General features: G+C 42.3%; 21 protein-coding genes. 4 read left to right on the forward strand and 17 right to left on the reverse strand.

Annotation, left to right across the window (positions count from 1 at the left end; genetic code table 11):
• Positions 1-43 precede the first annotated feature (43 nt).
• On the reverse strand, positions 44-832 hold the full coding sequence (locus ACQKCG_RS01915; RefSeq protein WP_102092022.1) for a LysM peptidoglycan-binding domain-containing M23 family metallopeptidase: 789 nt from the start codon (positions 830-832) through the stop codon (positions 44-46).
• Positions 833-967: 135 nt separating this feature from the next.
• The gene (gene surE, locus ACQKCG_RS01920; RefSeq protein WP_201555894.1) at positions 968-1,786 is read right to left on the reverse strand and encodes a 5'/3'-nucleotidase SurE; all 819 of its coding nucleotides are present in this window, start codon (positions 1,784-1,786) and stop codon (positions 968-970) included.
• A 540-nt stretch (positions 1,787-2,326) separates the two neighbouring features.
• Here surE and ACQKCG_RS01925 point away from each other — a divergent pair.
• Both ACQKCG_RS01925 and ACQKCG_RS01930 read left to right on the forward strand, forming a co-directional pair.
• Positions 2,327-2,761, forward strand: a complete 435-nt coding sequence (locus ACQKCG_RS01925; RefSeq protein ID WP_057759051.1) for an MCR_0457 family protein — start codon at positions 2,327-2,329, stop codon at positions 2,759-2,761.
• A 503-nt stretch (positions 2,762-3,264) separates the two neighbouring features.
• Positions 3,265-4,431, forward strand: a complete 1,167-nt coding sequence (locus tag ACQKCG_RS01930; protein ID WP_101206208.1) for a D-alanyl-D-alanine carboxypeptidase family protein — start codon at positions 3,265-3,267, stop codon at positions 4,429-4,431.
• Between the two features lie 182 nt (positions 4,432-4,613).
• Here ACQKCG_RS01930 and ACQKCG_RS01935 read toward each other — a convergent pair whose 3' ends face one another.
• From ACQKCG_RS01935 to ACQKCG_RS01995, 13 genes are all read right to left on the reverse strand, one after another.
• Complete coding sequence (locus tag ACQKCG_RS01935; RefSeq protein ID WP_201555895.1) at positions 4,614-6,584, reverse strand: sensor histidine kinase; 1,971 nt, start codon at positions 6,582-6,584, stop codon at positions 4,614-4,616.
• Between the two features lie 207 nt (positions 6,585-6,791).
• Entirely contained in the window at positions 6,792-8,213 is a 1,422-nt protein-coding gene (gene der, locus ACQKCG_RS01940; RefSeq protein ID WP_057759046.1) for a ribosome biogenesis GTPase Der, read from the reverse strand.
• A 392-nt stretch (positions 8,214-8,605) separates the two neighbouring features.
• Positions 8,606-9,814 (reverse strand): outer membrane protein assembly factor BamB, encoded by a 1,209-nt coding sequence (gene bamB, locus ACQKCG_RS01945; RefSeq protein WP_201555896.1) that lies wholly within the window; start codon positions 9,812-9,814, stop codon positions 8,606-8,608.
• A gap of 146 nt (positions 9,815-9,960) precedes the next feature.
• Entirely contained in the window at positions 9,961-10,755 is a 795-nt protein-coding gene (locus ACQKCG_RS01950) for a YfgM family protein (RefSeq protein ID WP_201555897.1), read from the reverse strand.
• Between the two features lie 70 nt (positions 10,756-10,825).
• Positions 10,826-12,115, reverse strand: a complete 1,290-nt coding sequence (hisS, locus tag ACQKCG_RS01955) for a histidine--tRNA ligase (RefSeq protein WP_201555898.1) — start codon at positions 12,113-12,115, stop codon at positions 10,826-10,828.
• Positions 12,116-12,238: 123 nt separating this feature from the next.
• The gene (ispG, locus tag ACQKCG_RS01960) at positions 12,239-13,354 is read right to left on the reverse strand and encodes a flavodoxin-dependent (E)-4-hydroxy-3-methylbut-2-enyl-diphosphate synthase (protein ID WP_101206213.1); all 1,116 of its coding nucleotides are present in this window, start codon (positions 13,352-13,354) and stop codon (positions 12,239-12,241) included.
• A gap of 158 nt (positions 13,355-13,512) precedes the next feature.
• On the reverse strand, positions 13,513-14,325 hold the full coding sequence (locus ACQKCG_RS01965) for a helix-turn-helix domain-containing protein (protein WP_201555991.1): 813 nt from the start codon (positions 14,323-14,325) through the stop codon (positions 13,513-13,515).
• The gene (gene pilW / locus ACQKCG_RS01970) at positions 14,322-15,257 is read right to left on the reverse strand and encodes a type IV pilus biogenesis/stability protein PilW (RefSeq protein WP_227678822.1); all 936 of its coding nucleotides are present in this window, start codon (positions 15,255-15,257) and stop codon (positions 14,322-14,324) included. The genes ACQKCG_RS01965 and pilW overlap by 4 nt, the downstream gene beginning before the upstream one ends.
• Before the next feature lie 210 nt (positions 15,258-15,467).
• Entirely contained in the window at positions 15,468-16,697 is a 1,230-nt protein-coding gene (gene rlmN, locus ACQKCG_RS01975; protein WP_201555899.1) for a 23S rRNA (adenine(2503)-C(2))-methyltransferase RlmN, read from the reverse strand.
• A 414-nt stretch (positions 16,698-17,111) separates the two neighbouring features.
• Complete coding sequence (gene ndk / locus ACQKCG_RS01980; protein ID WP_057759031.1) at positions 17,112-17,543, reverse strand: nucleoside-diphosphate kinase; 432 nt, start codon at positions 17,541-17,543, stop codon at positions 17,112-17,114.
• A gap of 421 nt (positions 17,544-17,964) precedes the next feature.
• The gene (locus tag ACQKCG_RS01985; protein WP_201555900.1) at positions 17,965-18,381 is read right to left on the reverse strand and encodes a lysozyme inhibitor LprI family protein; all 417 of its coding nucleotides are present in this window, start codon (positions 18,379-18,381) and stop codon (positions 17,965-17,967) included.
• Between the two features lie 259 nt (positions 18,382-18,640).
• Positions 18,641-19,930: an adenylosuccinate synthase gene (locus ACQKCG_RS01990; RefSeq protein WP_057759029.1), complete on the reverse strand. Its 1,290-nt coding sequence runs from the start codon at positions 19,928-19,930 to the stop codon at positions 18,641-18,643.
• Between the two features lie 198 nt (positions 19,931-20,128).
• On the reverse strand, positions 20,129-21,427 hold the full coding sequence (locus tag ACQKCG_RS01995) for an ATP phosphoribosyltransferase regulatory subunit (protein ID WP_201555902.1): 1,299 nt from the start codon (positions 21,425-21,427) through the stop codon (positions 20,129-20,131).
• A gap of 488 nt (positions 21,428-21,915) precedes the next feature.
• Here ACQKCG_RS01995 and ACQKCG_RS02000 point away from each other — a divergent pair, with 488 nt between their 5' ends.
• A complete protein-coding gene (locus ACQKCG_RS02000; RefSeq protein ID WP_057759025.1) occupies positions 21,916-22,305 on the forward strand; it encodes a DUF2237 family protein in 390 nt (129 codons plus the stop codon).
• A gap of 162 nt (positions 22,306-22,467) precedes the next feature.
• Positions 22,468-23,622 carry a magnesium/cobalt transporter CorA gene (gene corA / locus ACQKCG_RS02005; protein WP_371546973.1) on the forward strand — a complete coding sequence of 385 codons (1,155 nt, stop codon included), beginning with the start codon at positions 22,468-22,470 and terminating at the stop codon, positions 23,620-23,622.
• 80 nt (positions 23,623-23,702) lie between these two features.
• Here the strand turns inward: corA and ACQKCG_RS02010 are convergent, their stop codons facing one another.
• Positions 23,703-24,221, reverse strand: a complete 519-nt coding sequence (locus ACQKCG_RS02010; RefSeq protein ID WP_165597444.1) for a phosphate-starvation-inducible protein PsiE — start codon at positions 24,219-24,221, stop codon at positions 23,703-23,705.
• Between the two features lie 99 nt (positions 24,222-24,320).
• Positions 24,321-25,199, reverse strand: a complete 879-nt coding sequence (gene folD, locus ACQKCG_RS02015) for a bifunctional methylenetetrahydrofolate dehydrogenase/methenyltetrahydrofolate cyclohydrolase FolD (protein ID WP_201555904.1) — start codon at positions 25,197-25,199, stop codon at positions 24,321-24,323.
• Between the last annotated feature and the right edge of the window lie 276 nt (positions 25,200-25,475).

A 25,475-nucleotide genomic window follows, 5' to 3' on the forward strand; every position in this document is an offset into this window, starting at 1 on the left:
AATGGCTCACAGTGGCCAAGCTATCCGTAGCTATTATTTAAGTCTAACGCCCAAGTACGCTACGTGGGTCAATAGGATTACCATTTAAGCGAACTTGAAACTCTAAGCCTACCTCATTGGTCTGACCACTGCTACCCATACTAGCAATACGTTGGCCACGCTGTACTGTATCGCCCTCTTGCACCAACAACTGGCTATTGTGCGCGTAGGCTGTGATGTAGTTATCACTATGACGAATCATAATTAGATTGCCATACTCTGGCAGACCGTTGCCTGAGTAAAGCACAGTTCCTGATTGGCTGGCAAGTACTGGATCACCAACTTTGCCCGCAAACCACATTCCCATATTGCCCGTAGCAGGGTCAATATTACGAGTCACTGGGTTACGCGTAGGATAATCATAACCAGAGGTCGAGTTGGCAGTGGCCTCATAAGCTGGTGTTTGAGATTGGGTCACAGGTGGCGTATAAGTTGGTTGCGTTTGAACTGGAGCACTGTAGCTATTGTTACTTGCAGTGGTTGCCACATTGCCTTGCCATAGTTTGAGCCATTGGCCACTATAGATGGTGTATTTACTATCTAGATTGTTCATCGCTCCGATTTGGCGGTAGTTCAGACGATAGCGCGCTGCAATCTGGCTGACCGTATCGCCGCGTTGTACACGGTGATAGTTAGGGACGCCTTGCGCGTTAGTAATAATCTTAGGACCTGCTTGGTTTGCTGATTGATAGGTAGGCTTCGTTGCACAGCCAACGACAGATAGAGTAGCGACTGCCATAGTACCAATCAACGCGGCTTTAACAAGGTGCGATCCAGCTATGATTTTTTTCATACAAGGTTCCTATTCTTTGTGTTGCTCATTCATTGTTTAATCATTCAAAAGCGCTTGATATCATACAAGAGTCTTCTGATATTCTCATAACACGTCAGTGTTTAATAAGCCGGTATGGACTATATCTTATAGAATTTATAGCGCGAGTGTTGATAATCTCTCCAGCGCTGCCGTTGGCGTATGATGTAGGCGTACTGGTGATAAACTGACATACCCTGCCGCTACAGCCTGATAATCTGTCATCATATCCTGATTCGCTTGTATCGCATCGATTGACGTCTCTGATGGTCGCTCATTTTTACCTTTTCGTAGAGACAACCAATACGCATCTCGACCGCGTGGGTCTATCATATGGCGTACTGGCTGAGCAGACTGCTTATAGCCTAGCGAGGTTATTTTTCGACCCTTGATATCATCGGCATGCTGCACATCAGGAATATTAACGTTTAATACATGATAGGGCAAACTTTTGAGCATCTCTAAAACCGAAGTTTCAGTAAGCAGCTTGACGATTTCATGTGCAGCCACTTGATAATCACTGGCTGATTCTTGCCCGCCGTTTTTGACACCCCCGCCTACCAAAGACGTTGCTATAGCAGGGATACCAGATAGTTGCGCAGTCAATGCAGCACCGAACGTACCAGAGAACATCACATCCTGTCCCAAGTTAGCCCCTGAGTTAATGCCTGTAATCACGCAGTCAAAGTCAGTATCACGATACAACTCATGGATTGCTAGATAAACACAATCAGCTGGTGAACCATTTACCGCTACAAATCCAGAAGGCAGCTGATGCGTATTCAGTGGTCTTGAGACACTCAGCGCACTGGCATAGCCGCTTTGTTCATCGTTCGGGGCGACGACCACCACTTCACCAATAGTCGATAATGCCTGAGATAGTGCCAATAATCCTGGCGCATACACACCGTCATCGTTACTAATTAAAAATCTCATTTCTGCTCAGTATATGGTTAATATTTTATTGCCGATTTTTCTACAGCTCTATTTGATAATTCTGCTATCGTGCCATATCCGTTCAAGATATGGCATAAAAATACGATGCTCATATTTAAAATGAAAACATGATACTCTAATTCTCCAATGAGATGACGTCTCAGTCTAGAGAAAAAGAGTCATTTTGATAGCATGGGCGATTATAACTGAATAATATAAAGACACGAACCCTGTCTTTAGCAAAGTATCATGCTCTTCTTATGCTGATAATTATACGACGAAAGTAGCGTAACAAGATCTGTATCAAACGAATAACAACTAGTAGATTAAGCATCGCGTTACAATAAGCAACACCCCACAACAATACAAACCGATGTACTGATACTGAAGTAACGTCATTAGGGTATGCTACTGATATGTTGCTAAAAAATGGTTTTGGCTCACAAGATATCTACACATAAATCAATATTTTATGTGACTTTTGTTTTTTTACCGATTAACATATGACCATTAAATAAAGACGAGCGAGTGTAATACTGAATGAATAAACAATCGATATTATCTATAGCTTCTGTGATAGCAAATACTGCCTCAAAAGTTGGGATTGCAGGACTGATAACGTCTGTTGCTATGCTGTCTCAAGCTTCTAATGCTGCGAATAACTCTGGCACTACCATTCCGCTAGACATGTCTGGCATCAATATCACTAAGCACGAAATTGCGGTGATGCAGGTACTATCAGAGATATGCCCACCAATGCTAAATGGTAAACAAAAACAGCGGTTCTATAAGTCGTACACTGTGCAGCTGCATGAGCTAATGCCTTCTCTAGAAGATCCCAAAGCGGCTATTCAATATTTATCTACACAGCAAGACTATCGCCAGATACTACAAGGTATTCGTAGTTGGACGATGGGATTCTCAAAGCAAGAAAACAAAGCACTATGTGAAGATTTAGCAAACGCAGATTATTAGATAACTAGCTAGTTTGATTCAACGACTAGCGTCATCTGCTTAATGTGTTAATAATAATATTGCTATTAATGATAATAAAATAAAAGCTATGTACTCTTTAGAACATCGGTTAAGCAAATATTATCAACTGGTTGTTTAGACGTCTGTAGCATCAAAGCTTGCTGTCACTTTACTTGTTATTCACAAGCAGTGCAGCAGGCTTTTTTGTGAGCGTTAAATTTTTATTACAGAGACTGGTCAGATGATAGTCAGAACAAATATATGATAGGCCTTCATTTTTCTTTTCAAACTTGCCTTATTTTTGCATTTATTGATTCCCCATCGGTAGTCATTTTGCTAAGATAAGGCGTTAATTTTATGTCTATTGTGTAGGCGTTACTATTTTCGTCGATACATTATTTTAAACACTGCATTTAAGACATGCTGCTTAAAATAATGTATGGAAATAGGTACAAAACATAAGCGATAGATACATTTGGTTCCATGATGCGGTGTAATGATATATGACAGTAAAGCGTGTAAAAAATCAGCTTATACAGCTAGTAGTTGGTGTAAGTATCTCGATGAGTGCAGTAGTGGCAAACGCAGCCATTCAACCACCTGAAATGGACAATACTGCCTATGTGTTGATGGACTATAACACTGGCGAAATTTTGGCTCAGAAGAACGCCAATGAGGCGCTGCCGCCAGCATCTCTGACTAAGATGATGACCAGTTATATCATTGAGCAACGCTTAGCATCAGGTGACCTGAAAGAAGATGAACAGGTATTGATGAGTCCAAACGCGTGGTGCCGTGGTAGTAGCAGCCAATCTTGTATGTATGTGCCTGTGAACAAAACCGCCAGCGTCATCGATATGCTACGCGGTATTATTATTCAATCAGGTAATGATGCATCAAAAGCCATGGCTGAACATATTGCTGGTAGCGAAGCCTCGTTTGCAATCTTGATGAACGAACAAGCGCAAAAAATTGGCATGGAGAACTCTAACTTTGTCAATGCTACGGGTATGCCTGATGAAGGTCATTTAGCATCTGCTTTGGATTTGTCTAAACTTGCTCGCGCTATTATCAAAAACAGCGGCGACTACTATAGTATCTACGCAGAAAAAGAGTTCACTTATAACGGTATTACCCAAGGTAACCGTAATGCTCTGCTGATTACTGACCCAACTGTTGATGGCCTGAAAACTGGCCACACTGATGCAGCAGGCTACTGCTTGGTTGCATCAAGCAACCGTGAAGGCATGCGTCTAATCTCTGTCATTATGGGTACCAAGAGCCAACAGGCTCGCGCTGATCAGTCACGCGAACTACTTAACTGGGGTTTCGGTCACTTTACAACGGTTACCAAGGCGCCTGCTGGGCAGTTCGTTAGTAAGCTTCCAGTATGGTTTGGAGAAGCTGACGAGGTAGAACTGGCAACTGGCGACAACTTGCAAATTCTAACCAGCAAAACCCAGAAAAATAAAATCACCACAGTGGTGGATATTCCTGAGAGCTTAGAAGCACCAATCAAAAAAGGTCAGGAAGTTGGTAAAATGATGGCTGTCATCGATGGTAAAGCGGTAGCCTCAGTTCCCATTATCGCAACTAATGATATCGAACAGTCAGGCTTTATGAGCCGTACGTGGGAACATATCGTACGCTGGGTAAAGAACCTTTTCTAAGAGAAACTTTTAAAAAGTAATTTTAGCTAAAAACTGTTTAAAAAAAGACGCCTCAAAATGGGCGTCTTTTTTCTTTTTATGCTTACTTTAATTCAACAGTGCTTCGATAGTAAAAAATATGAAAAATGCTACCTAGTAAATTAAATAAGCCTAACTAGGAACACGGATTTGGTAGAACAGCTCTACGTCCAAACCAACCATTGTTTTAATAAGTCGCTTAACGCTTTGTCCTTATAAGTAGCAATATGACAATAGTCAATACCAGCTGCTTTTAAACCATACTCAAAGCTGCCTACATAGCGCGCCCGATGCTGTGGATACCAATATACCAATAACGCACGATGCTCGCTCTTACTGCCCTCATCGCTTTCATGCTTACGGATACGTTTGGCTAGCATCGCAGCTTTTTCCGGGAAAACATCTTCACCAAACATCACCATGTCAACTTTCTGCTTACGCATCTCCTCTATGACGAGTTGGTTACCTTGGCAACAAATAATCGTAGCCCCTAGATATTCCAGTTCATTTAATAAGGAGCCTGTCTCATGATAGTAATAATAAATAATCGTTAGACCAGACAATAAGCGCTGCTGTTTTGATTGCTGTTGATTGGGCATCGCTATGGTCAGCGTAAACTGTGTACCTACACCAAGCACACTATCAACATCAATCGTAGCACCCATAAGCTGCGCCATTTGTCTAACAATCGGTAAGCCAACCCCTGAGCCTTCGTACTGGCGAGTTTGCGACGAATCTACCTGAAAGAACGGATTAAATATATCGTCTAGGTGCTCATTATTGATACCAATACCCGTATCTTTTACGCTAATTTGCCAGCGATTACTTTTATTAAAATGTGTCAGTTGCGACGTAATTGTAATTTTTCCGACAGGTGTAAACTTAATCGCATTGTTGAGCAGTATCGATAGTATCTGATGTATTTTTTCTGAATCACCGTATAGGCTATAGTCTATATGATGAATATTACTGATTAACTCTAACCCTTTTTGCGTAGCCATATTTTCAAACTTAGCTAGCAGATCAGCGATTAACTGTAATGGGTTAAACTCATTTTTATGAATTCTTATCTGGCCTTTTTGAATCTGGTTCAGCTGTATAATATGATCTAAAGACAATACCAATTTATCACTACCACTACTGATAATCTCTACCGCGTCTTTTTGCTCTCTGTTTAGCGTTTCATGATCCAATAGTTGTAAACCGCCTACAATTGCATTCAATGACGTTTTTAACTCATGAGAAATCATACTTTGAAAATTATGCAATTGCACATCAAGTGACACGTCTTTATTGTGCAATTGCTGTTCAAAAGCTGCAAGGGTTTCATAACCTTGCTTCGCTTCTTGTAAACGGTTGAATAACACAATCAATGCTTTCTTGATTTGGGTCAGTTCTTGAAAATTAAATTGTTGCGGGATAACGGGTAGTTGCTCTAGATTTGTGTTGTCTATGACAATGTCACAAACATCAGTTAACACTTCAATATCTTTGACTGGCCAATTAAGCTTCCTAAAAATGTATAAGGCAAATATAACAATCATTACCACTGTTGTTAGCCATAACCAAAGGATATTTTGGAACCAATGTAAACGTAGCAACTCTACGTCCATCGTAATATTAATATAACCAATCAATGTGCTATTTTCGGTAACTGTATCAGTAGCCTCATCTGGCGCTGACGATTCGCTCATAATGTTTGATAAGGTCAGTGCTAACTGTTGATTGGAATCGGACTTATTGGACGCCACAATACTGGCATCGAGGTCTTTACTAATCACTGGATAGTTGAAACTGACCGTATGCGCAAATAAAGCATTTTTCCAATCAGCAAGCGACTGGTCTATATCTTCAATTGGCTCAGAGGTGGAATAAAAAACAATACTTTGAATAGTCGGCTCATTTTCTAACAAGATATTAACTTGTTCGGCCACAACATCTGCGCCATCTGCAGTCGATGCGCTAGTCGTTAGTAGCGATGCCAATTGTTGAATATGCTGTTCTTTTTCTTGATAGTGATGCACTAAGCCATAAATAAAAGGCAATAAAAAACCTGCCAATACTGCCAATACGACAGCTTGTATGACAGAACGCCAGATAAGTACGGGGATGGTTTGAAACGAACGGTTGTTCATATCACTCTACTGAGTCGCGTGCAGCTTTCATTTATAGTACAGGTATTTTAAAGATGTGATAAGTAAAACATTTGAGTATTTTTTGACGCATTAAGACAGCTATTGATGAACTTAAACTATAGCGTATTAATAGAAAAATGTCATCGCGCTATCGAACGCGATGACATTAATCATAAAGCTAAAGATATAAAGCCTAAAATACGAGGACTAACGAGGCTTTTTATCTTTGGTAGTAAATTTCTGTGATCTATTACGCTCACGCTGACGCAATTGCTGAGCTTTTGCCTTAGTCGGCGTATCGCTCTTATTCGCATATGGGTTATCGTTTTGCTTCAAGATAACGTTAAGCGGTGTGCCTTCTAACTTGAATACTTGACGGAATTGGTTCTCTAGATAACGCTGATAGCTTTTAGGAAGCGCACTGGTTTGGTTACCATGAATAACAATAACGGGTGGATTGTGACCACCAATATGCGCATATCGTAACTTGATACGACGACCAGCAACGGTCGGTGGCGGATTGGCCGTTACCGCATCTTGCAAAATCTGGGTCAAACGGTTGGTCGATACTTCGAACATCGAAGATTTGTATGCACGCAAGATAGACGGATATAAATTACCGACACCTGTACCATGTAATGCTGAAATCAAATGTATTTTTACATAAGGGATAAAGCTAAAACGGCGATCCATCTCAAGCTTGATATAGTCTCTTTGATCTTGTGTTAGACCATCCCATTTGTTGATCGCAACGACTAACGCTCGTCCAGCGTCAAGCGCATAACCAATCATATGCAAATCTTGGTCCACGATACCTTCGTGAGCATCAATAACAATCACAGTTACGTTAGAATCTTCAATCGCTTGCAAGGTCTTGATGACAGAGAACTTTTCTACTTTTTCATCGATTTTACCACGGCGACGTACACCAGCAGTGTCGATCAAAACATAGTCGCGACCTTCACGCTGATAAGGAATATAAATACTATCGCGCGTCGTGCCTGGCATATCGAATACCACTACTCGGTCTTCGCCAAGCAGGCGGTTGACGAGCGTCGATTTACCAACGTTTGGACGACCAATAATGGCGAGCTTCAAGCCTCTTGGTTCTACTATGTTTTCTTGCTCAGGCATATCAGCCGTTAGCACTTCAAGCAAATTGCCCACACCGCGACCATGACTGGCTGCCATCGGATACGGCTCGCCCAAGCCTAGTGCATAAAACTCAGCAGGCGCTGCATCATGTACGCCGTCGACTTTATTGGCAACAACATAGACAGGCTTGCCTAACGTATGCAAGAATTTACCAATTTCAGCATCAGCACCAATCATACCGGCACGAGCGTCAACGACGAATACAATAATATCTGCTTCATGGATTGCTGTATGCGACTGCTCAGACATATAGTCATCAATATTACCGCTACCATCGTCAGCTTCACCGATACCACCCGTATCTACAACGATAAAAGATTTATCTTCATAAGTTGCATCACCGTACTGACGGTCACGAGTCAATCCTGAAAGGTCAGCGACCAATGCCTGCCGACTTTTTGTGAACTGATTAAATAAGGTGGATTTACCGACGTTTGGACGACCAATTAAGGCGACCACAGGCTTGATACTCATGGGTTACTCTCAGTGAAAGGCACAATGACGGGCAGTACAGTTATTCTTATAACCAGTGACATAACAATAGTAATAGATATGCTGCAATTGACCGTGAATTAAAATGAATGATAGAACAATAGCAAAAATAATAGATGGCTATTTTACGATTAAAAATAGTATATAGGATGGCTTCATAATACCTATTATACATAAATAAGTAGTATATATGGATAGCACATCGGTCGCATAGAGTACGCGAAAGCCTGTGTTTAAACAAGCAATTTACACAAGGCACAAACGCTGACTAAGCAGCGTTTGTGTTTTATAAATGATAATCAAGAATAGGCTTAAGGGCTATAGTGAAATATTACACTTCGTTGATTATCTATAAGCACCTATCTATATAGTTATTAGCGCACTAACTGCCAGATAGCAACTTGTCCTGACGTACTTTGAGTCATTAAACGGCTACCTTGGACTTGCAAGTTGGTCAACGCACCTTTTGTCTCTACACGACTAACGATGCTACCCGTAGCAGGGTCAAACAAATGCACTACGCCATCGAAATCACCAATGGCAATATAGTTGCCAATCATCACAGGATTGGTAAGATCACGATAAGCCAATTCGTCACTTTCCCATAGTGTCTCGCCACTGTTGCGATCATAAGCAACTACTTTGCCATCTAGACTGGTAGCGATAACTTGCTGAGGATTTACCGCCAGTGATTTGAGACTCGCAATTTCATTGACGAACATCACCTGACGCGAGGCCAAATCAATACCCAATAGCTGACCACTATAGCTGATCGCAAACAACTGATTTTTATCTAAGATAGGTTTGCCATCGACATCGCTCATGCGCTCAACTTCACTACTACCAGCACCTACGCCAACACGTCTTGACCATAGCGGAAGACCATTATCGACAGTAATTGCATGCAGGCGACCATCAGCTGTTGCTAAAAGCGCTGTCTCATTGTCTAATAAAGTTGGCGCAGCGCTACCGCGAACGCTGATAGCAGGTACTTGAGTTGCGAACTGCCATACTGATTGTCCGGTTTGTAGTGACAGACCATGTAAGAAACCATCATTTGCTGATAATACCACACGATTATTGGTAATCAGTGCTGGCGTCAAAACCGAACCTGATAACTGCTGCTGCCAGCGTTTTGCACCAGTCGTGCTATCAAACGCCATGACCTTGCCACCACGAGTACTAACGATAGATGTCTGACTTAATGCATCTACTGCAACACCGCCGGTGATTTGGTCATCAACATTGATTGACCATATGCGCTCGCCTGCGCTATTAAACCCTGACAGTTCACCACCACGTGATGCAGTAACGATTTGACCATTGGCATAGCCAACTTGCAAATCTAGCGGATCCTTTTTGCTGGCTTTTTTGTTGCCAACATCGGTACTGAAAACAGGCTGTAGTACGCTAATCGGCTGAGCGATTTGTACCAACTTTACCGGATCATTAACGACCGGCTTAATACCGCGATTACATCCAATCACTGCCGTGCTCATTACTGCCAGTACGGCCACATGCATGACTGTCTTTCTGATAGTCTTGGTGTTTAACATTTTGCTAGAGCGAATAGATTGAGTCATTGTATGTTCTCACTACAGATAAATTATTATTAATTGGTAAATTGGCCAACGGCAAATTAGTAATCATTAGGTTATATTAAAAAAGAGCTTTGGATGATTACCAACTCTCAATACTATACTACTGACTTAATATCTAGCCTACTGACTTACTGCCCTGCTTCGACAGCGACTTCGTTCGAGGTATCCATCACTAGCGACGGCTCAGGAGCAGATGGCTCTTGAACAAGACTGGTTTGTTCAGCAATCGGCTCAGCCGTGATACCTAAGCTTTCCATCTTTAATGCCAATACTGCACGCGTTTCTTGACGGCTACGTAATAGCTCCCACGCATTGCTATAAGATTTAATCGCTGAATCTTTATTGTCTTGCGCTAAGTAAATATCCCCTAGCAGCTCCTGCTGACTTGCTTCAAACGAGCTTGGCATATCATTGTTTGCTTCTGAAAGTGCAGCATCTGTATCACCTGCAGCCAATAATGTTTTTGCATAGCGTAAACGAGTAATCGCTTCTAGACCAGCATCACCCAAATCGATGGCCAATGCTTTTTTGAATGTCTCAGTCGCTGCTGCAAAGTCATCATTGTCTACTTGCTGACGTGCCTTTATCATTAGCGCTTGCCATGCATAAACCGACTCACCATGCGTGCCGACCAAAGTATCAATATCTTTGTCTAGTTGGCTACGACTTTGGGTCAGCGCTTCTTGAGCCTCTGCTTCTAAATCTGGGTTTTGCGAGGCCAATTTAACCTCTTCGTTTAGCTGCTGAATATCAGCATATTGATCGGCGGCGACGGTATCTACTCGCGCATGGTTGTTTTGCCAGTATGTCCAACCAAAATAGGCGGCCAGTGCTAACAAAATCGCAGTGACGATATAACTACCATATTGCTTTAGCGCTTGCATGGAGTTATCTGCATTTGGCGAATTAGGTGTCAGAGCCATATATATTTACCTGATAAAATTTACATTAAATTGCTAGTGCGACAAACAAAGCTGATTAGTCAAAAATTGACTAGCCACGAGAAAAGTTATCTTTATTTGATAGCCAATCTTGGGCGACCGTCTTTTGCTCACCTGTCTGCATGTCTTTAATACTAATCGTATTATCATCCAGCTCTTGCTGGGCGATGATGACTGTCAATGCCGCGCCTGACTTGTCCGCCTTCTTCATTTGCGCTTTTAGACTCGTGGCACTGGCCATCTTTACTCGTACATCTGGACGACTGTGACGTAAGTTCTGTGCATAGCTTATACCAGCACTATATACCTCAGGATGGGCCACAACGAATACATCACAAGCAGGTATGTCAGCAATCGGTGCAACCGCTTCTATGAGTAGTAATAAACGCTCAAGCCCCATTGCAAAACCAACACCAGGCTCAGATTTTACTGGTTTACTACCATCTGTACCGATTGATTTCAATTGCCCTACTAGCCCGTCATAACGACCACCTGCACAAACGGTAGCTTGGCTTCCAAGCTTATCCGTTACCCACTCAAATACCGTTTTATTGTAATAATCAAGGCCACGTACTAAATGCGGATTGATTTCAAAATCGATATTAAGCGCAGTCAGATAGGCTTTGACCTGCTCAAAATGCGCCACACTCTCTTCACCCAAGAAGTCAGCAAGCTTTGGCGCATTTGCCAATACTGCTTGCGTGCTCGCCTCTTTGCTATCCAAGATACGTAAAGGGTTAGTCGTTAGACGACGTTTGCTGTCTTCGTCTAGTTGGTCTTTTTTATCAGTCAAATAAGTAACCAATGCTTCGCGATAAGCATAGCGCTCATCAAGCTCACCCAAACTGTTTAGTTGCAAACGCATCTCATTGTTGAGGCCTAGCTCTTGCCACATCAGATGAGTCATCGCAATCAGTTCAGCATCAGCATCTGGTAATGCACTACCGAAGCTCTCGACACCTAACTGATGAAACTGACGATAGCGGCCTTTTTGCGGGCGCTCGTAGCGGAACATTGGACCGATATACCAAAGCTTGGGCGTATCACCACGTAGCAAGTTGTGCTCGATAACTGCACGTACTGCTCCAGCTGTGCCTTCAGGACGCAACGCTAATGGCGTTGGTGGCTCAGATTTATCAGTAAAGCTGTACATTTCTTTTTCGACAATGTCAGTCGCGCCGCCAATAGCACGGGCAAATAGATCCGTTTGTTCAACGATAGGCAAGCGAATATGCTCGTAACCGTACCTACCAAGTACATCAGCCAATATCGCTTCTAAATGCAGCCACTTTGCTGATTGGTCAGGCAAAATATCATTAAAACCTTTGATAGCTTTGATCATGGTACGGTCGTATCCTTAAATGTTTAACAGGTATTCTATTATTGTTTTCTATATCTTCAAATAAGCGCTATATCTAATTGATGCTATGACGATATAGCTTAACGTATCAATCTAATGTATGGCTTATTTTACGCGAATGATTTCATTCTCACGTTTTTTCGCCAACTCTTCTGCATGGGCGCGAACCATACCTTCTATTTCATCGACCAGATTGCCTGTATCAATAAGGTGGCTTTTTTCACCCATACGATAGACCAGTGATCTAGGGGCAGCACCAACGATACCGATATCGGCCTCTTTTGCTTCTCCTGGACCATTGACCTTACAGCCGATCACAGATAGATTCATCGGTTCACGAATATCTTCTAGGCGCGACTCTAACGCTGTCATTACTTTAATCACGTCAAACTCTTGACGCGAGCAACTTGGGCAAGCGATAAAGTTTACGCCGTTCGAGCGAATATTAAGCGATTTTAAGATATCAAAACCAATCTTAATCTCTTCTTCAGGCTCGGCGGCCAATGAGATACGAATGGTATCGCCAATACCATCTAGCAATAATCCACCTAGCGCGATAGCAGATTTAACAGCGCCCGTACGGTAGACACCCGCTTCCGTCACGCCCAAATGTAATGGATTATCAATTTGCGCTGATATTAAACGATAAGCATCCAGTGTCAAAAACACGTTACTGGCTTTGACAGATACTTTGTACTGGTCAAAATTAAGACGCTCTAAAATGTCGATATGGCGCATTGCCGATTCAAGCATTGCCTCGCCAGTTGGCTCAGTATACTTACGCTGTATGTCTTTTTCTAAAGAGCCAGCGTTGACGCCAATACGAATCGGAATATTATGATACTTGGCACAAGCGACTACTTCACGTACTTTGGCATCGCTACCAATGTTACCGGGATTGATACGTAAGCAGTCAGCGCCCGCTTCAGCAACGGCCAAAGCGATTTTATGATCAAAATGCACGTCAGCGATCAAAGGCACGCTTACCAGTTTGCGAATTTCACCAAAGGCTTTGACCGTATCCATCGTTGGCGTTGATACGCGCATCAAATCTGCACCTGCTTCGACACAACGCTCGATTTGAGCGACCGTTGCTGCTACATCACAGGTGTCAGTGTTGGTCATGCTCTGTACGCTAATTGGTGCATCACCACCAACCGCGACATCACCGACATAGATTTTTTTGGTCAGACGACGATTAATAGGCGATGGCATTGACATACATAAATCCTTGAATCAAAAATAGAAAAGCCCTAGGCCTTTGTACATATAATATAAACCAGCTAAATCAGCCTACACATATTCGCTTTATTCAAACACATGGATGCTTCATCCAAACATATGAGTGCTTTATTTAAATTTGGCGCTTATGCAACTGACTATGGTGCCAATTCAAAAGTAGCTTGCTTATCTGTTGCATACGTATCTAACGCAACTGGTTGTTGATTGAGCATCAAGCTAACATTGTCGATATTATCAATCTGCACATTAAACGGTGGCATACCTGGCAAGTCATAATTACCTGCAGACTGAGAGCCATTTATTAGACTGTTTCCAGAAGCATCCGTGATACTAACCACAGCGTCGCTTGTCAATACAAGGTTTAGGGTAGCAGTCGTTGCAGCATCACCTAGATTCAATGCAGAGCCAGAAGCACCAACGCCACTTGCATCACTATTGATGGCGGCACCTTGCGCTTGCTCTATCGCTGACATGTCTTCAACAGCTGATACAGGCTCTTGTGTGTTTTCTTTGCTAGCGTTACTCACCATACGGAATAGGAACACCGCCAAGATAATCAATCCGATAACGCCTATGATCAATAGCGGGTTAAAGCGGATGCGGTTGTGAGTATCACGCTGCAAAGTCCCCATTGGGCGCAGCGGCGTATCGATATTGCTGGCTGATTTGGCCTTCAACTCATTAGGATAGGCAGCATCGAAGCTACTAGCGATTTTTGCTGAATCTAAGCCCAAATATTTGGCATAATTAATCGCAAAACCACGAGCAAATGCAGCCTGTGGTAGCTCAGCGAAGTTTTCGCTCTCTAATGCTTCTAGATGACGCTTTAGAATAAACAGCTCAGCCGCCGCTGCTTCTAAAGTTACTTGCTTGTTTTTGCGGGCTTGCTGCAACACGGCACCAAATGATCCCTGAGCGTTAGATTGAGTGTTAGATGATGGGGTGATCATTTCCATGGTGCCTCTGGATTGTTAAGCCAAGTCTTAAGTTGTTTTGCTTCATCACTTAGCGGATAAGCGGATAAAAGCTGCTGTGCCAATTGCTGGCGCGTTGTTATATTATTTTGTGCTGCTGCAAGCTTGATACCTTGTAAGAGCAAGCGCGGGCTAATACCCTGCCCCTGCACCAATATCAGCGTCTCATCATACAGTCTCTGTGCCTGCGGTACACGCTGTTGGTTGAGCAATAAATCTACCAGTTCGATATGAGCAATAATACTATTACGATTGCCATCAAGTGCCCGTAAAAATGCTTTTGAAGCAGCACTATTATCACCTAACTGTAGATAAGTACGACCTAGGTTTTCTAGCGCGCCAATACGGCCTTCATAGCCTAGCGTCGCCCCTGCAATCTCAAACTGTTCTGCTGCTTCACGATAGCGCTTTGTCTGTGACAGATACACGCCATAATTATTGTGTGCTTGTACAAAGTCTTTATCTAGCGTGATTGCTTTTTTGAAGTATTCATCAGCTTTGGCTAGATTGATACGACTGCCTTCTTGCTGCAACAAAACGCCCATCATATCATAGGCTGGCGCATAACGGCTATCGGCAGCAAAGGCTTTTTCGAGCTGCTGCTGCGCGGTATCAAGCTCATTTTTTCGGATGTATTGCGCGGCAAGTGAGGTACGTACACGGGCGATTTCCTGCTGATCTAAATTTCGATCGTTGCTAGCGCGCGTAGATGTTTGATAAGGAGAGTTACCTAGCAAATCATTAGTCGGTGTGGTCTGACAGCCACTTAATACAAGAACGCCAAATACTGCCGACAGCACTGCACGCTTTGGCAAAGCGGTTTGGGCAGCACTGATACTCGAATGCTTATAAAACTTAGAAAATGATTTTTGATATTTGAACTGACAAGAATTTTTAGAAGTCATCATAGCCGCCATCATAAAACTGGGATTCAATGCGTTCGATCTTCGAGGCCTCAGTTTAATAGATTTAACCCCTATAAGTACAATTTAGTTGTTATTAATTGCCACGTTCTGCAATCTTGACAGTCATTGCTACATTTTCTTACCATTGCGACAGACAAAAGACAGCTAAAACGCTATACCAGTCAGATATAACGTTTATCCTCTCAAAGACTACTAAACGCTTTCACGATCTTTAATGCTCTGCTGCCACGCGGCTGAGCGTCTGGTACGATCGGCAACTTGTCCAACCAACTGACCACAAGCGGCATCGATATCATCACCACGTGTTTGACGAATCGTACAAACAAAACCCGCTTCGCTCAATATATTACTAAACGCATGGATGCGGTTGTTGCTTGATTTATCATACGGTGCATGCGGGAAAGGGTTGAATGGAATAAGGTTAATCTTACTTGGTAACCCTTCCAATAATGCAACCAACTGATGGGCATGCTCATTGCTATCATTGACGCCATCAAGCATCACATACTCGATTGTAACGTGTTTCTTATGACGTGGATTGACATCATAAACATAGTTTTTTGCCGCTGCAATCAGCTCTTCTAACGGATATTTCTTGTTAATTGGTACTAACTCATTACGCAGCTCATCATTTGGCGCATGCAGTGAGATAGCCAATGCCACATCGATGTCTTGTGCTAGCTGATACATTTTCGGGACGACACCAGAAGTCGATAACGTGACGCGACGCTTTGATAACCCATAAGCATGATCGCTTAGCATCAGCTCCATTGAGCCTACGACAGGCTTATAGTTCAATAGCGGCTCACCCATGCCCATCATCACCACGTTGGTGACGTTATTTTCCCATAGGCTATGGTCGACGTTTTCTAAGCTTTCATTTTCATCTGTCATATATGACGCATTAGCGACCCATAACTGACCGATAATTTCAGCCGCACTTAAGTCACGCTCAAACCCTTGCTTACCGGTACTACAAAAGCTACAGTCCAACGCACAGCCCACTTGTGAAGACACGCATAATGTCTTACGGCCATTTAACTTACTATCATCTGCAGGGATAAGCACCGTCTCAACCAACGAGCCACCAGTGACTTCAAATATCCACTTACGCGTACCATCATCACTATATTGACGATGAATCACTTTGGGCGGTACCACACAAGCATTAAGCGATAATTTGTCTCGCAACGATTTACTCAAATTGGTCATTTGCTCAAAATCTGTCACGCCATGCTGATAAATCCACTTAATCACTTGAGTAGATCGAAATGGTTTTTCACCAATACTCTTGAAGTAATCAGCCAGTTGCGCTTGCGTCATACCCAATAGATTGGTTTTGGCATGTGCCTCATCTACTAGCTTAATGCTATCAGTAATCTTAGCAGGTACGTGCTGAGTAGGTGCTTGAACAGTTGACATAATAGGTAACCTTTTTGCAGAAGCTTAGATAAGCGGTGCAATTATTTATATGGGCTTTGCCATACATACATGAGTGCATGAGCAATCCGCTATGAGCGCAGTTTTTCGAATTAATGAAAACATGCTGATAAGGGATTGATAACGCTAAGTAAAATCAATAATGAGGCAAGTCACTAAGAATTTCAATGAATAATATAATTACAGAACTGAAAAGCGGAGACAAGGCAGCCAACTGTAGATTGTACAAGTAGTACATCTGATGAGGGTAACGCCCTAGCAGTTTAGTAATTCTTGGACTATAGGATTATTATAATAGCTAAAACGGCCTATACCCATAAGATATAAGCCGTCTTGCACAACCAATTATTAACAATCAATATGCTAAATAATAGCTGACATTAATAACCGCTGCTATTAACGCGTACGTGCACAAACTTCATCATCGCTGAAGAAGTAGCTGATTTCACGTGCTGCTGATTCAGCTGAATCTGAACCATGTACTGCGTTTTCGTCGATGCTGCTAGCGAAGTCTGCACGGATAGTGCCTTCAGCAGCTTCTTTTGGGTTAGTTGCACCCATGATTTCACGATGTTGAGCGATAGCGTTTTCGCCTTCTAATACTGATACCAATACTGGACCTGACATCATGAAAGATTTTAGGTCATTGTAAAATGGACGCTCAGCGTGCTCAGCATAAAAACCGCCTGCTTTTTCATCATCAAGTTGTAGCATTTTAGCTGCAACGATTTTTAGACCAGCTTGTTCAAAACGGCTATAGATAGCGCCGATGTGGTTGCCAGCAACTGCGTCAGGTTTGATGATAGATAAAGTACGTTCGTTAGCCATGAGAAGCTCCTAATAAATGATAAATTCAATAAAATATGAAAAATTAATGCGTTGTTTTAGCTTTAGCCACAATGTTGACTTGGACTGTTTTACACAACTCATGATATATCAGTGTATAACCATAAGCGCCAACATCGGATTGCTGCCTATTATAATGATTAAGGCCATAAATGATAGGGTTAATTTATGACCATACCTTGCATAAAAGTAAATTTATAACAGTATCTTACTTACATCCAAGTTAAGTACTCATCAACAACAGATGCATGAGCTATCGACTTACTTACCTTATCGCTACTCATATTTATCATTTATAGCTACCAGACTGATTTTATAGAGTATTTATATCATTATTAATGATTAGAAACCCTCAACACACCTTGCTAAGAGTTTTGCTAATACATACTACCAATCAAAACATTTAATCATCTAAGCGACTGTCTCGACAACTACCTGCATTGCATTCACGCACACGTTCATTCAAAAAATTAACTCGATTAGCTGTCTTATTGGTAGCACAGCTCATATTGACAAAGAAACCATCGCCATCGTTATAACTACATTGGTCGTTGCGCTCGCGCATCCACGCTAATTGTCCGCGTTTAAGCGTGGCTTTTTGCTGTTTGTTTAGGAGTTTACTAAATTTATTGTAAGAGTTATTAAGCTCCTTATCTGCTTCCAAATATACTTTCGTGAGGCAATATAGCCCATCAAAGTCATTGTTTGGTTTGTCACAGTTTTCTGCACCCCAAGCAAACATAGGCAACATGAAAGCTGCGGATGTAACTATTGCTATAGAGGTATTGCGAATCGTGGATTTAAGCGTATTCGTTGTCATAGCAAATTCCTTTTTGTATGTTGATAAAACCAAATCCGTCTATAATATCTTACACTTAATTAAACCAAAATAATGTCAGTATATCCATTATCTATGATATTTCTAGATGATATTATAGCTAGTAGCCCTACTCTTACATTGTTGAAATTCAAGGTAATCAATCAATTTCTTGAAGTAGCACACATAAAAAACCCCAACGCTTAGCATTGGGGTTTTTTTATTGATACTAAAAACTATTTAATTAAGTTTGTAGTAAAAACTAAGCGTCGTACGGATCACGCAGTACGATAGTCTCTTCGCGATCAGGACCAGTTGAGATAATATCAACTGGGCAACCAATCAATGCTTCGATACGTTTGATATATTTTTTAGCATTTTCTGGAAGCTCATCATAGTTAGTAATACCAACAGTAGACTCGCTCCAGCCTTGCATTGTTTCGTACTTAGGCGTGACTGACTCGTAGAATTCAGCATCATGCGCGCCTGCACACTCAGTTTCAGGTAGGTTATAACCCACACCGATTAGCAATTCTTCAAGACCATCTAGTACGTCAAGCTTGGTCAAGCAAATACCTGACATAGAGTTAAGTACTACTGCACGGCGTAATGCTTCAGCATCGAACCAACCACAACGACGTGCACGGCCAGTCGTTGCCCCAAATTCATGACCGACTTTGGCTAAGTGAGCGCCAACATCATCGAACAATTCAGTTGGGAACGGACCACTACCAACGCGCGTAGTGTACGCTTTGGTGATGCCAAGTACGTAGTCTAAATACAATGGACCGATACCTGTACCAGTTGATACACCACCAGCAGTTACACTTGAGCTAGTTACAAATGGATAAGTACCATGGTCGATATCAAGTAGCGTACCTTGAGCACCTTCAAACATTAGGTTTTTGCCAGCTAGACGTAATTGATTTAGGTCTTCAGTTACATCAGTAACCATACCTTTAATCTCTTCTTTCCACTCTTTACAAAGCTTAAGTGTCTCGTCAAAATCAATCGCTTCAACTTTATAATACTCAGTCAGTTGGAAGTTGTGATATTCGATTAGGTTACGTAGTTTTTCTTCTAGATCTTCACGGAACAAATCAGCAAGTTTAATCGCACGACGTGCTACTTTGTCTTCGTATGCAGGACCGATACCGCGACCTGTTGTACCGATTTTACCAGAACCGCGCTTGGCTTCACGAGCTTGATCAAGTGCCACGTGATAAGGCATGATAAGTGGGCAATTAGGAGAGATACGTAGACGCTCACGTACTGGTACGTTGTTGTCTTCTAGCTCTTTCATTTCCTTTAGTAATGCGTCAGGTGCTAACACCACGCCATTACCGATAAAGCAAGTGACGCCTTCACGCAAGATACCTGATGGAATCAAATGCAAGACAGTGGTTTTGCCATCGACAACCAACGTGTGACCAGCATTATGACCGCCTTGGAAGCGGGCTACTGCTGAGGCTTTTTCGGTAAGTAAATCAACGATTTTACCCTTACCTTCGTCGCCCCATTGGCTACCCAAAACTACAACATTCTTACCCATGATCAATCCTTACCTTTATGTATTGAGGTGTGTGCAATAAAAGCTGAAAATTAAAATGATTTTCTTAGCTGTATCTTTTTATCTCAGTGCTTCATGAAATAGAAACACTGAGATATCTAACAAATAATTTTGCGTTCTCGTAATCTGTACTGAATAATTTTGGCCGCGTGCGCCATTCAATAGCCTACTATCAGACAGTTAAACAGTCTGTAGCTGCCATTGACTGTCATCAGCCATGCTCAAACGATGCGTCACATCATCTGGACTGTCCTGTGCATCTAACGGCATAGTAACGCGATAGCCTTGCTGACGTAGACTCTCTACTTGTTGCAGTAGCGTCTGAATCTCATCTGTATTTGCATTAGACAAAGCGGCAAAGTCAACCAAGACAACGGTTGGCGCATCTAACTGTGTATGAGCCAACAATCGGCTGACATCCATACTAAAGCCTGTGGCTGCACGTAACGCTTGCGTCTGGCTTTGCATACCATCAAAACGACCACCACGTACGAGTGGCTGCGTTTCGCTATTGATATAACCATTGAAGACGATGCCAGTATGATAGTGATAGCCTGATAGCTCAGTCACATCAATACTGACTGGGCACTGCCATTGGTCTTGTAGATAGTTTTTCAAACGCTGTAGCTCATCAATTGCCGTTGCGATTTGGCTGTCTTGCTGCGCCGCATCTGATAATTTGGCTAATAGGTTTGCGATATCGTGACCAAAGCGTGCCAACACATAAAAATCATCACCCATTGGCAAAGCGCGACAAACACGCTTGAGCTCTGGTAAGTTTTTATTGGCATATAAGTACATCAATTGTTCAGTATCACTGTCTGACAATTCAGCCAATTCAGCCAAACGTTTGAATATCGCTACGTGACCCAAATCGATATGGAGCGCTGCACTCATATTGAGTTTATTCACCATCGTAAATAGCACATCTATCAGCTCAATATCTGCCGCTAGTGACGCACAGCCAAATATCTCAGCACCTAACTGCAGCGGTGTACGTGAGCCAAACAGACCTGATGGCAAGGTATGAATCACATCGCCCACATAGCAATAACGCGCAATACCCGTACCGCCATGATGCGCATCTATACGCAAAATCTGCGGGGTAATGTCAGCGCGTACGCCCATTAAGCGACCAGTCAACTGATCGATAATCTTAAAGGTTTGGCGTTTTAGATCTTCTGATGCATCACTTAGCAAAGACTCAGTAAACTCGATCATCGGTGGACAAACCAGCTGATAACCATGAGTAATAAGCTGCTCGATTAACTGATGTCTAAGCACTTCTTGCTTATGCGCATCTTCAAACAGGACATCAACCACCCCATCAGGCAATAGCCAACTATTGGCAACATTACTGCCAAAGTTACTCAAATATGGCATACGATTGGGTGCAGCACTGTTTTCGGCAGGCTGAGACACTGTTTCATTGGTAGAGTTTGGCTGGTCAGGTTTTGCAGAATCAGAACTAACAGACACAATAAATCCTTGTTTGGCGTATCGCTTACCAAAAACGCGGTACTGATGCGGTACTTAAAGGGTGATTTGCCGGGTATTGACGCTGTGTGTGTTTATTTTTAACGCGCAACATCATTGACCCAATTATTTATAAACAAACCAGGTAACCGCAAAAGGGTGAATAATAAGTATAATTTAGAATGATAAGACGAGTATCTTTATGCGCTAAAAAATTGCGACAAATAATCAAGGCACTTTATGCTTTAGTTTAGCATAGCACTCAAGGTTCGCCTAGTGACAATTAGCCACAATCACTATCTAATTACAGTTCAATTGCCGCTTATTAGCTTAGCAGATGTGACAGTCATCATTGATGTGTTTGGCTCAATATTGAGCGAATAGCCGAGAGGTTTATTTTTTGTTAACCATAAGATAATGAGCGTGATTACGACAGCGTCATCAACACAGACTCATGATACACTAACACATATTTTTATCTCGGAATCCTTATGTCATCTGATTACCATCCAAACCCTGCCATCAACCAAACCAATGTCTTAGGCACCGCACTTGCCAGCTGTTGTTTCGATCCCATCACTGGCTATTATCGCAATGGTTTTTGTCATACTGGCAACCATGATGTCGGTCAACATACCGTCTGCGCCAAGATGACCAGCGAGTTTTTAAACTTCTCTGCCAGTCGCGGTAACGACCTGATTACCCCACTACCTGAATACAACTTTCCTGGTCTCAAACCTGGCGACTACTGGTGCATCTGCGCGCTACGTTGGGTTGAAGCATTGGACTTCGATATTGCACCGCAAATCAAACTAGAAGCATGTCACGAAAGCCTATTGGCATTGGTAGATATCGATACGCTAAAAAGCTACGCCCTATAGAAACCTATGCCCTATAGATAATATTGGCACACGATAAAACCGTAGTAGCGTTCACAGCATATTTGGATTATTGAAGTTTTTTATTATATGACAGGAAAGTATATGGAAAATGATAATAATCAATTGATTAAAAAAACGGCTCATATTGCGCCTGATTCCAATATGAATCATATCTACGCCAATATGAATGACAAGCATCTCTATTTGGACGATGATGATAGCTATATTTATGGTGATGTGGATGCCACCACTGAAGACACTATCGAGACCATGACGGTCTACGATCCTGACTCTGAACGCTATGAAGATATTGATTCATCAAGTGCAGGCGAAGTTGTCAATTGCTACGCTTACTCACGTAAAACAGGTGAGAATCTTAATAGAGTGGCGCTCAATGATGTGAGTCGTACGCTAGGTAATAACGGTCAATTTATTTGGCTTGGGCTATATGATCCAAGCTTAGAAACCATGGTCAAAGTAAAAGAAGCCTTTGACCTGCATGAGCTTGCGATTGAAGATGCCTTTGCTGATCATCAACGCGCCAAGGTCGAAAACTACGATAATGATATGGTCTTTGTGGTGCTACGTACGGCCAAGCTAGAAGACAATGTCATTCGTTATGGTACTACTGCGATATTTATGGGTAAAAACTACCTCATTACGATTCGCAATGGCCCGTCAAACTCTTATGCGCCAGTACGTGAGCACTGCCATCGTCGCCCCGAAAAGTTACGCATGGGGCCTATCTTTGTACTGCACGCTATCCTCGATTTTATCGTTGATAACTATATGCCGATTACCGATCGATTGGGCCGTTACTTGCGCGAGCAGGAGCGCTATGTATTTACTTCTGAGTTTGATAAAGGCACCCTAAAAAACCTCTACGAGCTCAAGTCACAACTGGTACATATGCGTGCCATTATATTACCTGTGCAAGACATCTGTAGCTTTTTTATTAATCATAAGAAAAGTGAGATTGTCTCTGGGTTTTCTCAAGCCGCTAAGCCGTACTTTCGCGATGTGAACGATCACCTGTTGCACTCACTAGATGCTATTAATGGCCTCAATGAAATGCTGAGCGTGGTGATGAATACCTATATGGCGATGGTCAATATGGGTCAGAATGAAGTGGTGCGTAAGCTCGCTGCATGGGCAGGTATTCTAGCAGTGCCGACAGCCATCGCTGGCATCTATGGCATGAACTTTGATTTTATGCCTGAGCTTCATTGGAAATACTCTTACCTTGTCATCATGGCCATTATTATCGCCTTATGTAGCTATCTGTACTATAACTTCAAAAGATTGAAATGGTTGTAATACCAAATGCCATCCGTAAAAAAAGAGCAACCACTGGTCGCTCTTTTTTTATGTTGCTATCTTTTTGTATTGCTATCTAATTATTCACGGCGATGCTTAGTATGGCTATCAGGCGCTTGAGCATTATCAGGCAACAATGCTTTAACCGTTAGGTTTGCATGTTGTTTATCGAGATTGTCTTCTGGGCGACCAAACGTTTTTGCTGTCCAAGTCAAGATTACAATAGAGCCGCTTAGTAGCATGATGGCCACGGAAATTGTCGCTAGTAGCCATAAATGGAAATAGTCTGAAACAGCCTGCACATCAACCACCAAATGTCGTGATAAAGCCGTTATGGCAATAAATATCAAAAACTGTACTGGCAGACGGTGGGTTTTAAAGTAGATACCTATCATGGCCAGTAGCTCAAGGTAAATAAATAACATTAATATGTCTTTTAGATCCGCTGAACCCTTTTGGACAATATAAATAAACTCTTTACCTGCGGTCCAAACGACAACCACACTGATTAGAAATAAAATAACGTAATGACAGACATCGACAAACTCTCTACCAATACCTTGTAGTCGCTCATGAACACCTACGTTTTTTTTAGCCATGTTTAGGTCCTATCAACTGAAATGTGGTTGATTTAGCCTGAGTTTACGTTACCTCAGGCCCCTTATATATCGGCAATCAGTATTCGTATGACTATCTTTTTAGTCTTTATTCAAACCCGCTGATTTTTCAGCAGCATCGACCGTTTGGCGAATAAGCGTGTTGATAGTCATTGGGCCAACGCCGCCTGGCACTGGCGTATAAGCACTGGCAATATTTTCCATGCCTTTCATTTCGATATCACCAACACCGCCATCATCTGTCGGATGGAAACCCGCATCAATGACAACCGCTCCTGCTTTGATCCACTCCGCTTTAATCAGCTCAGGTACGCCTACCGCACCAACCACGATATCTGCACGCTTAATATGCGCTGCCAAATCTTGAGTTCTTGAATGGCAGATCGTCACCGTACAGTTAGCATTCAATAGCATCATCGCCATTGGCTTACCTAAGATAGCACTACGCCCTACGACTACTGCTTCTTTACCTGATAGATCGATATTATGATGCTCTAACAAATGCATGATGCCCTGCGGTGTGCATGATCCATAAGCTGACTGCTGCATGGCCATACGACCAAAACCAAGACAAGTCACACCATCGACGTCTTTTGCTAAGTCAATCTGCTCAAAACAAGCACGCTCATCGATATGCTCAGGAACAGGATGCTGTAGCAAAATGCCATGTACATCTGGATTGCTATTTAACTCATCTATCTTTGCCATGAGCTGCTCAGTGGTCGTGGCACTTGGCATCTCAACGCGTATAGAGTCCATGCCAACACGCTTACAGGCATTGCCTTTCATACGAACATAAGTGGCAGAGGCTGGATCGTCACCAACCAATATCGTCGCTAAGCTTGGGGTGCGGCCAGTCTTTTCCTTAATCGTATCTACGCGCGTGCGCAGATCCTGTTCTATTTGTTTGGCAAGTGCTTTGCCGTCCAAAACGGTGGCGGATTCTTGGGCAGTAGACATAGTAACTCCAATAGAGGGTACGATATAAAAAAATAAAGACAGCGCGCGCAAATACTTTGCATGCCTGTCCTTTGGTTCGTCAATCTTTGACTAAGAGTAATATTGTACCTGTGTACGCTACAAAATCCTAGCGTAAGATAAAGCCTGCACACTGATAATTTTTTATAATAAGTGAATTAAACAGTATTACTTATATAGGCAAATGTACTTTATGCTTTTAGTAAGAGCAGCATCGACCACAAAGTAAATTTCTAAAAATAATCATTCATTATCATG

This window comes from Psychrobacter sp. NPDC078929 (genome assembly GCF_050267985.1).
GTDB lineage: Bacteria > Pseudomonadota > Gammaproteobacteria > Pseudomonadales > Moraxellaceae > Psychrobacter.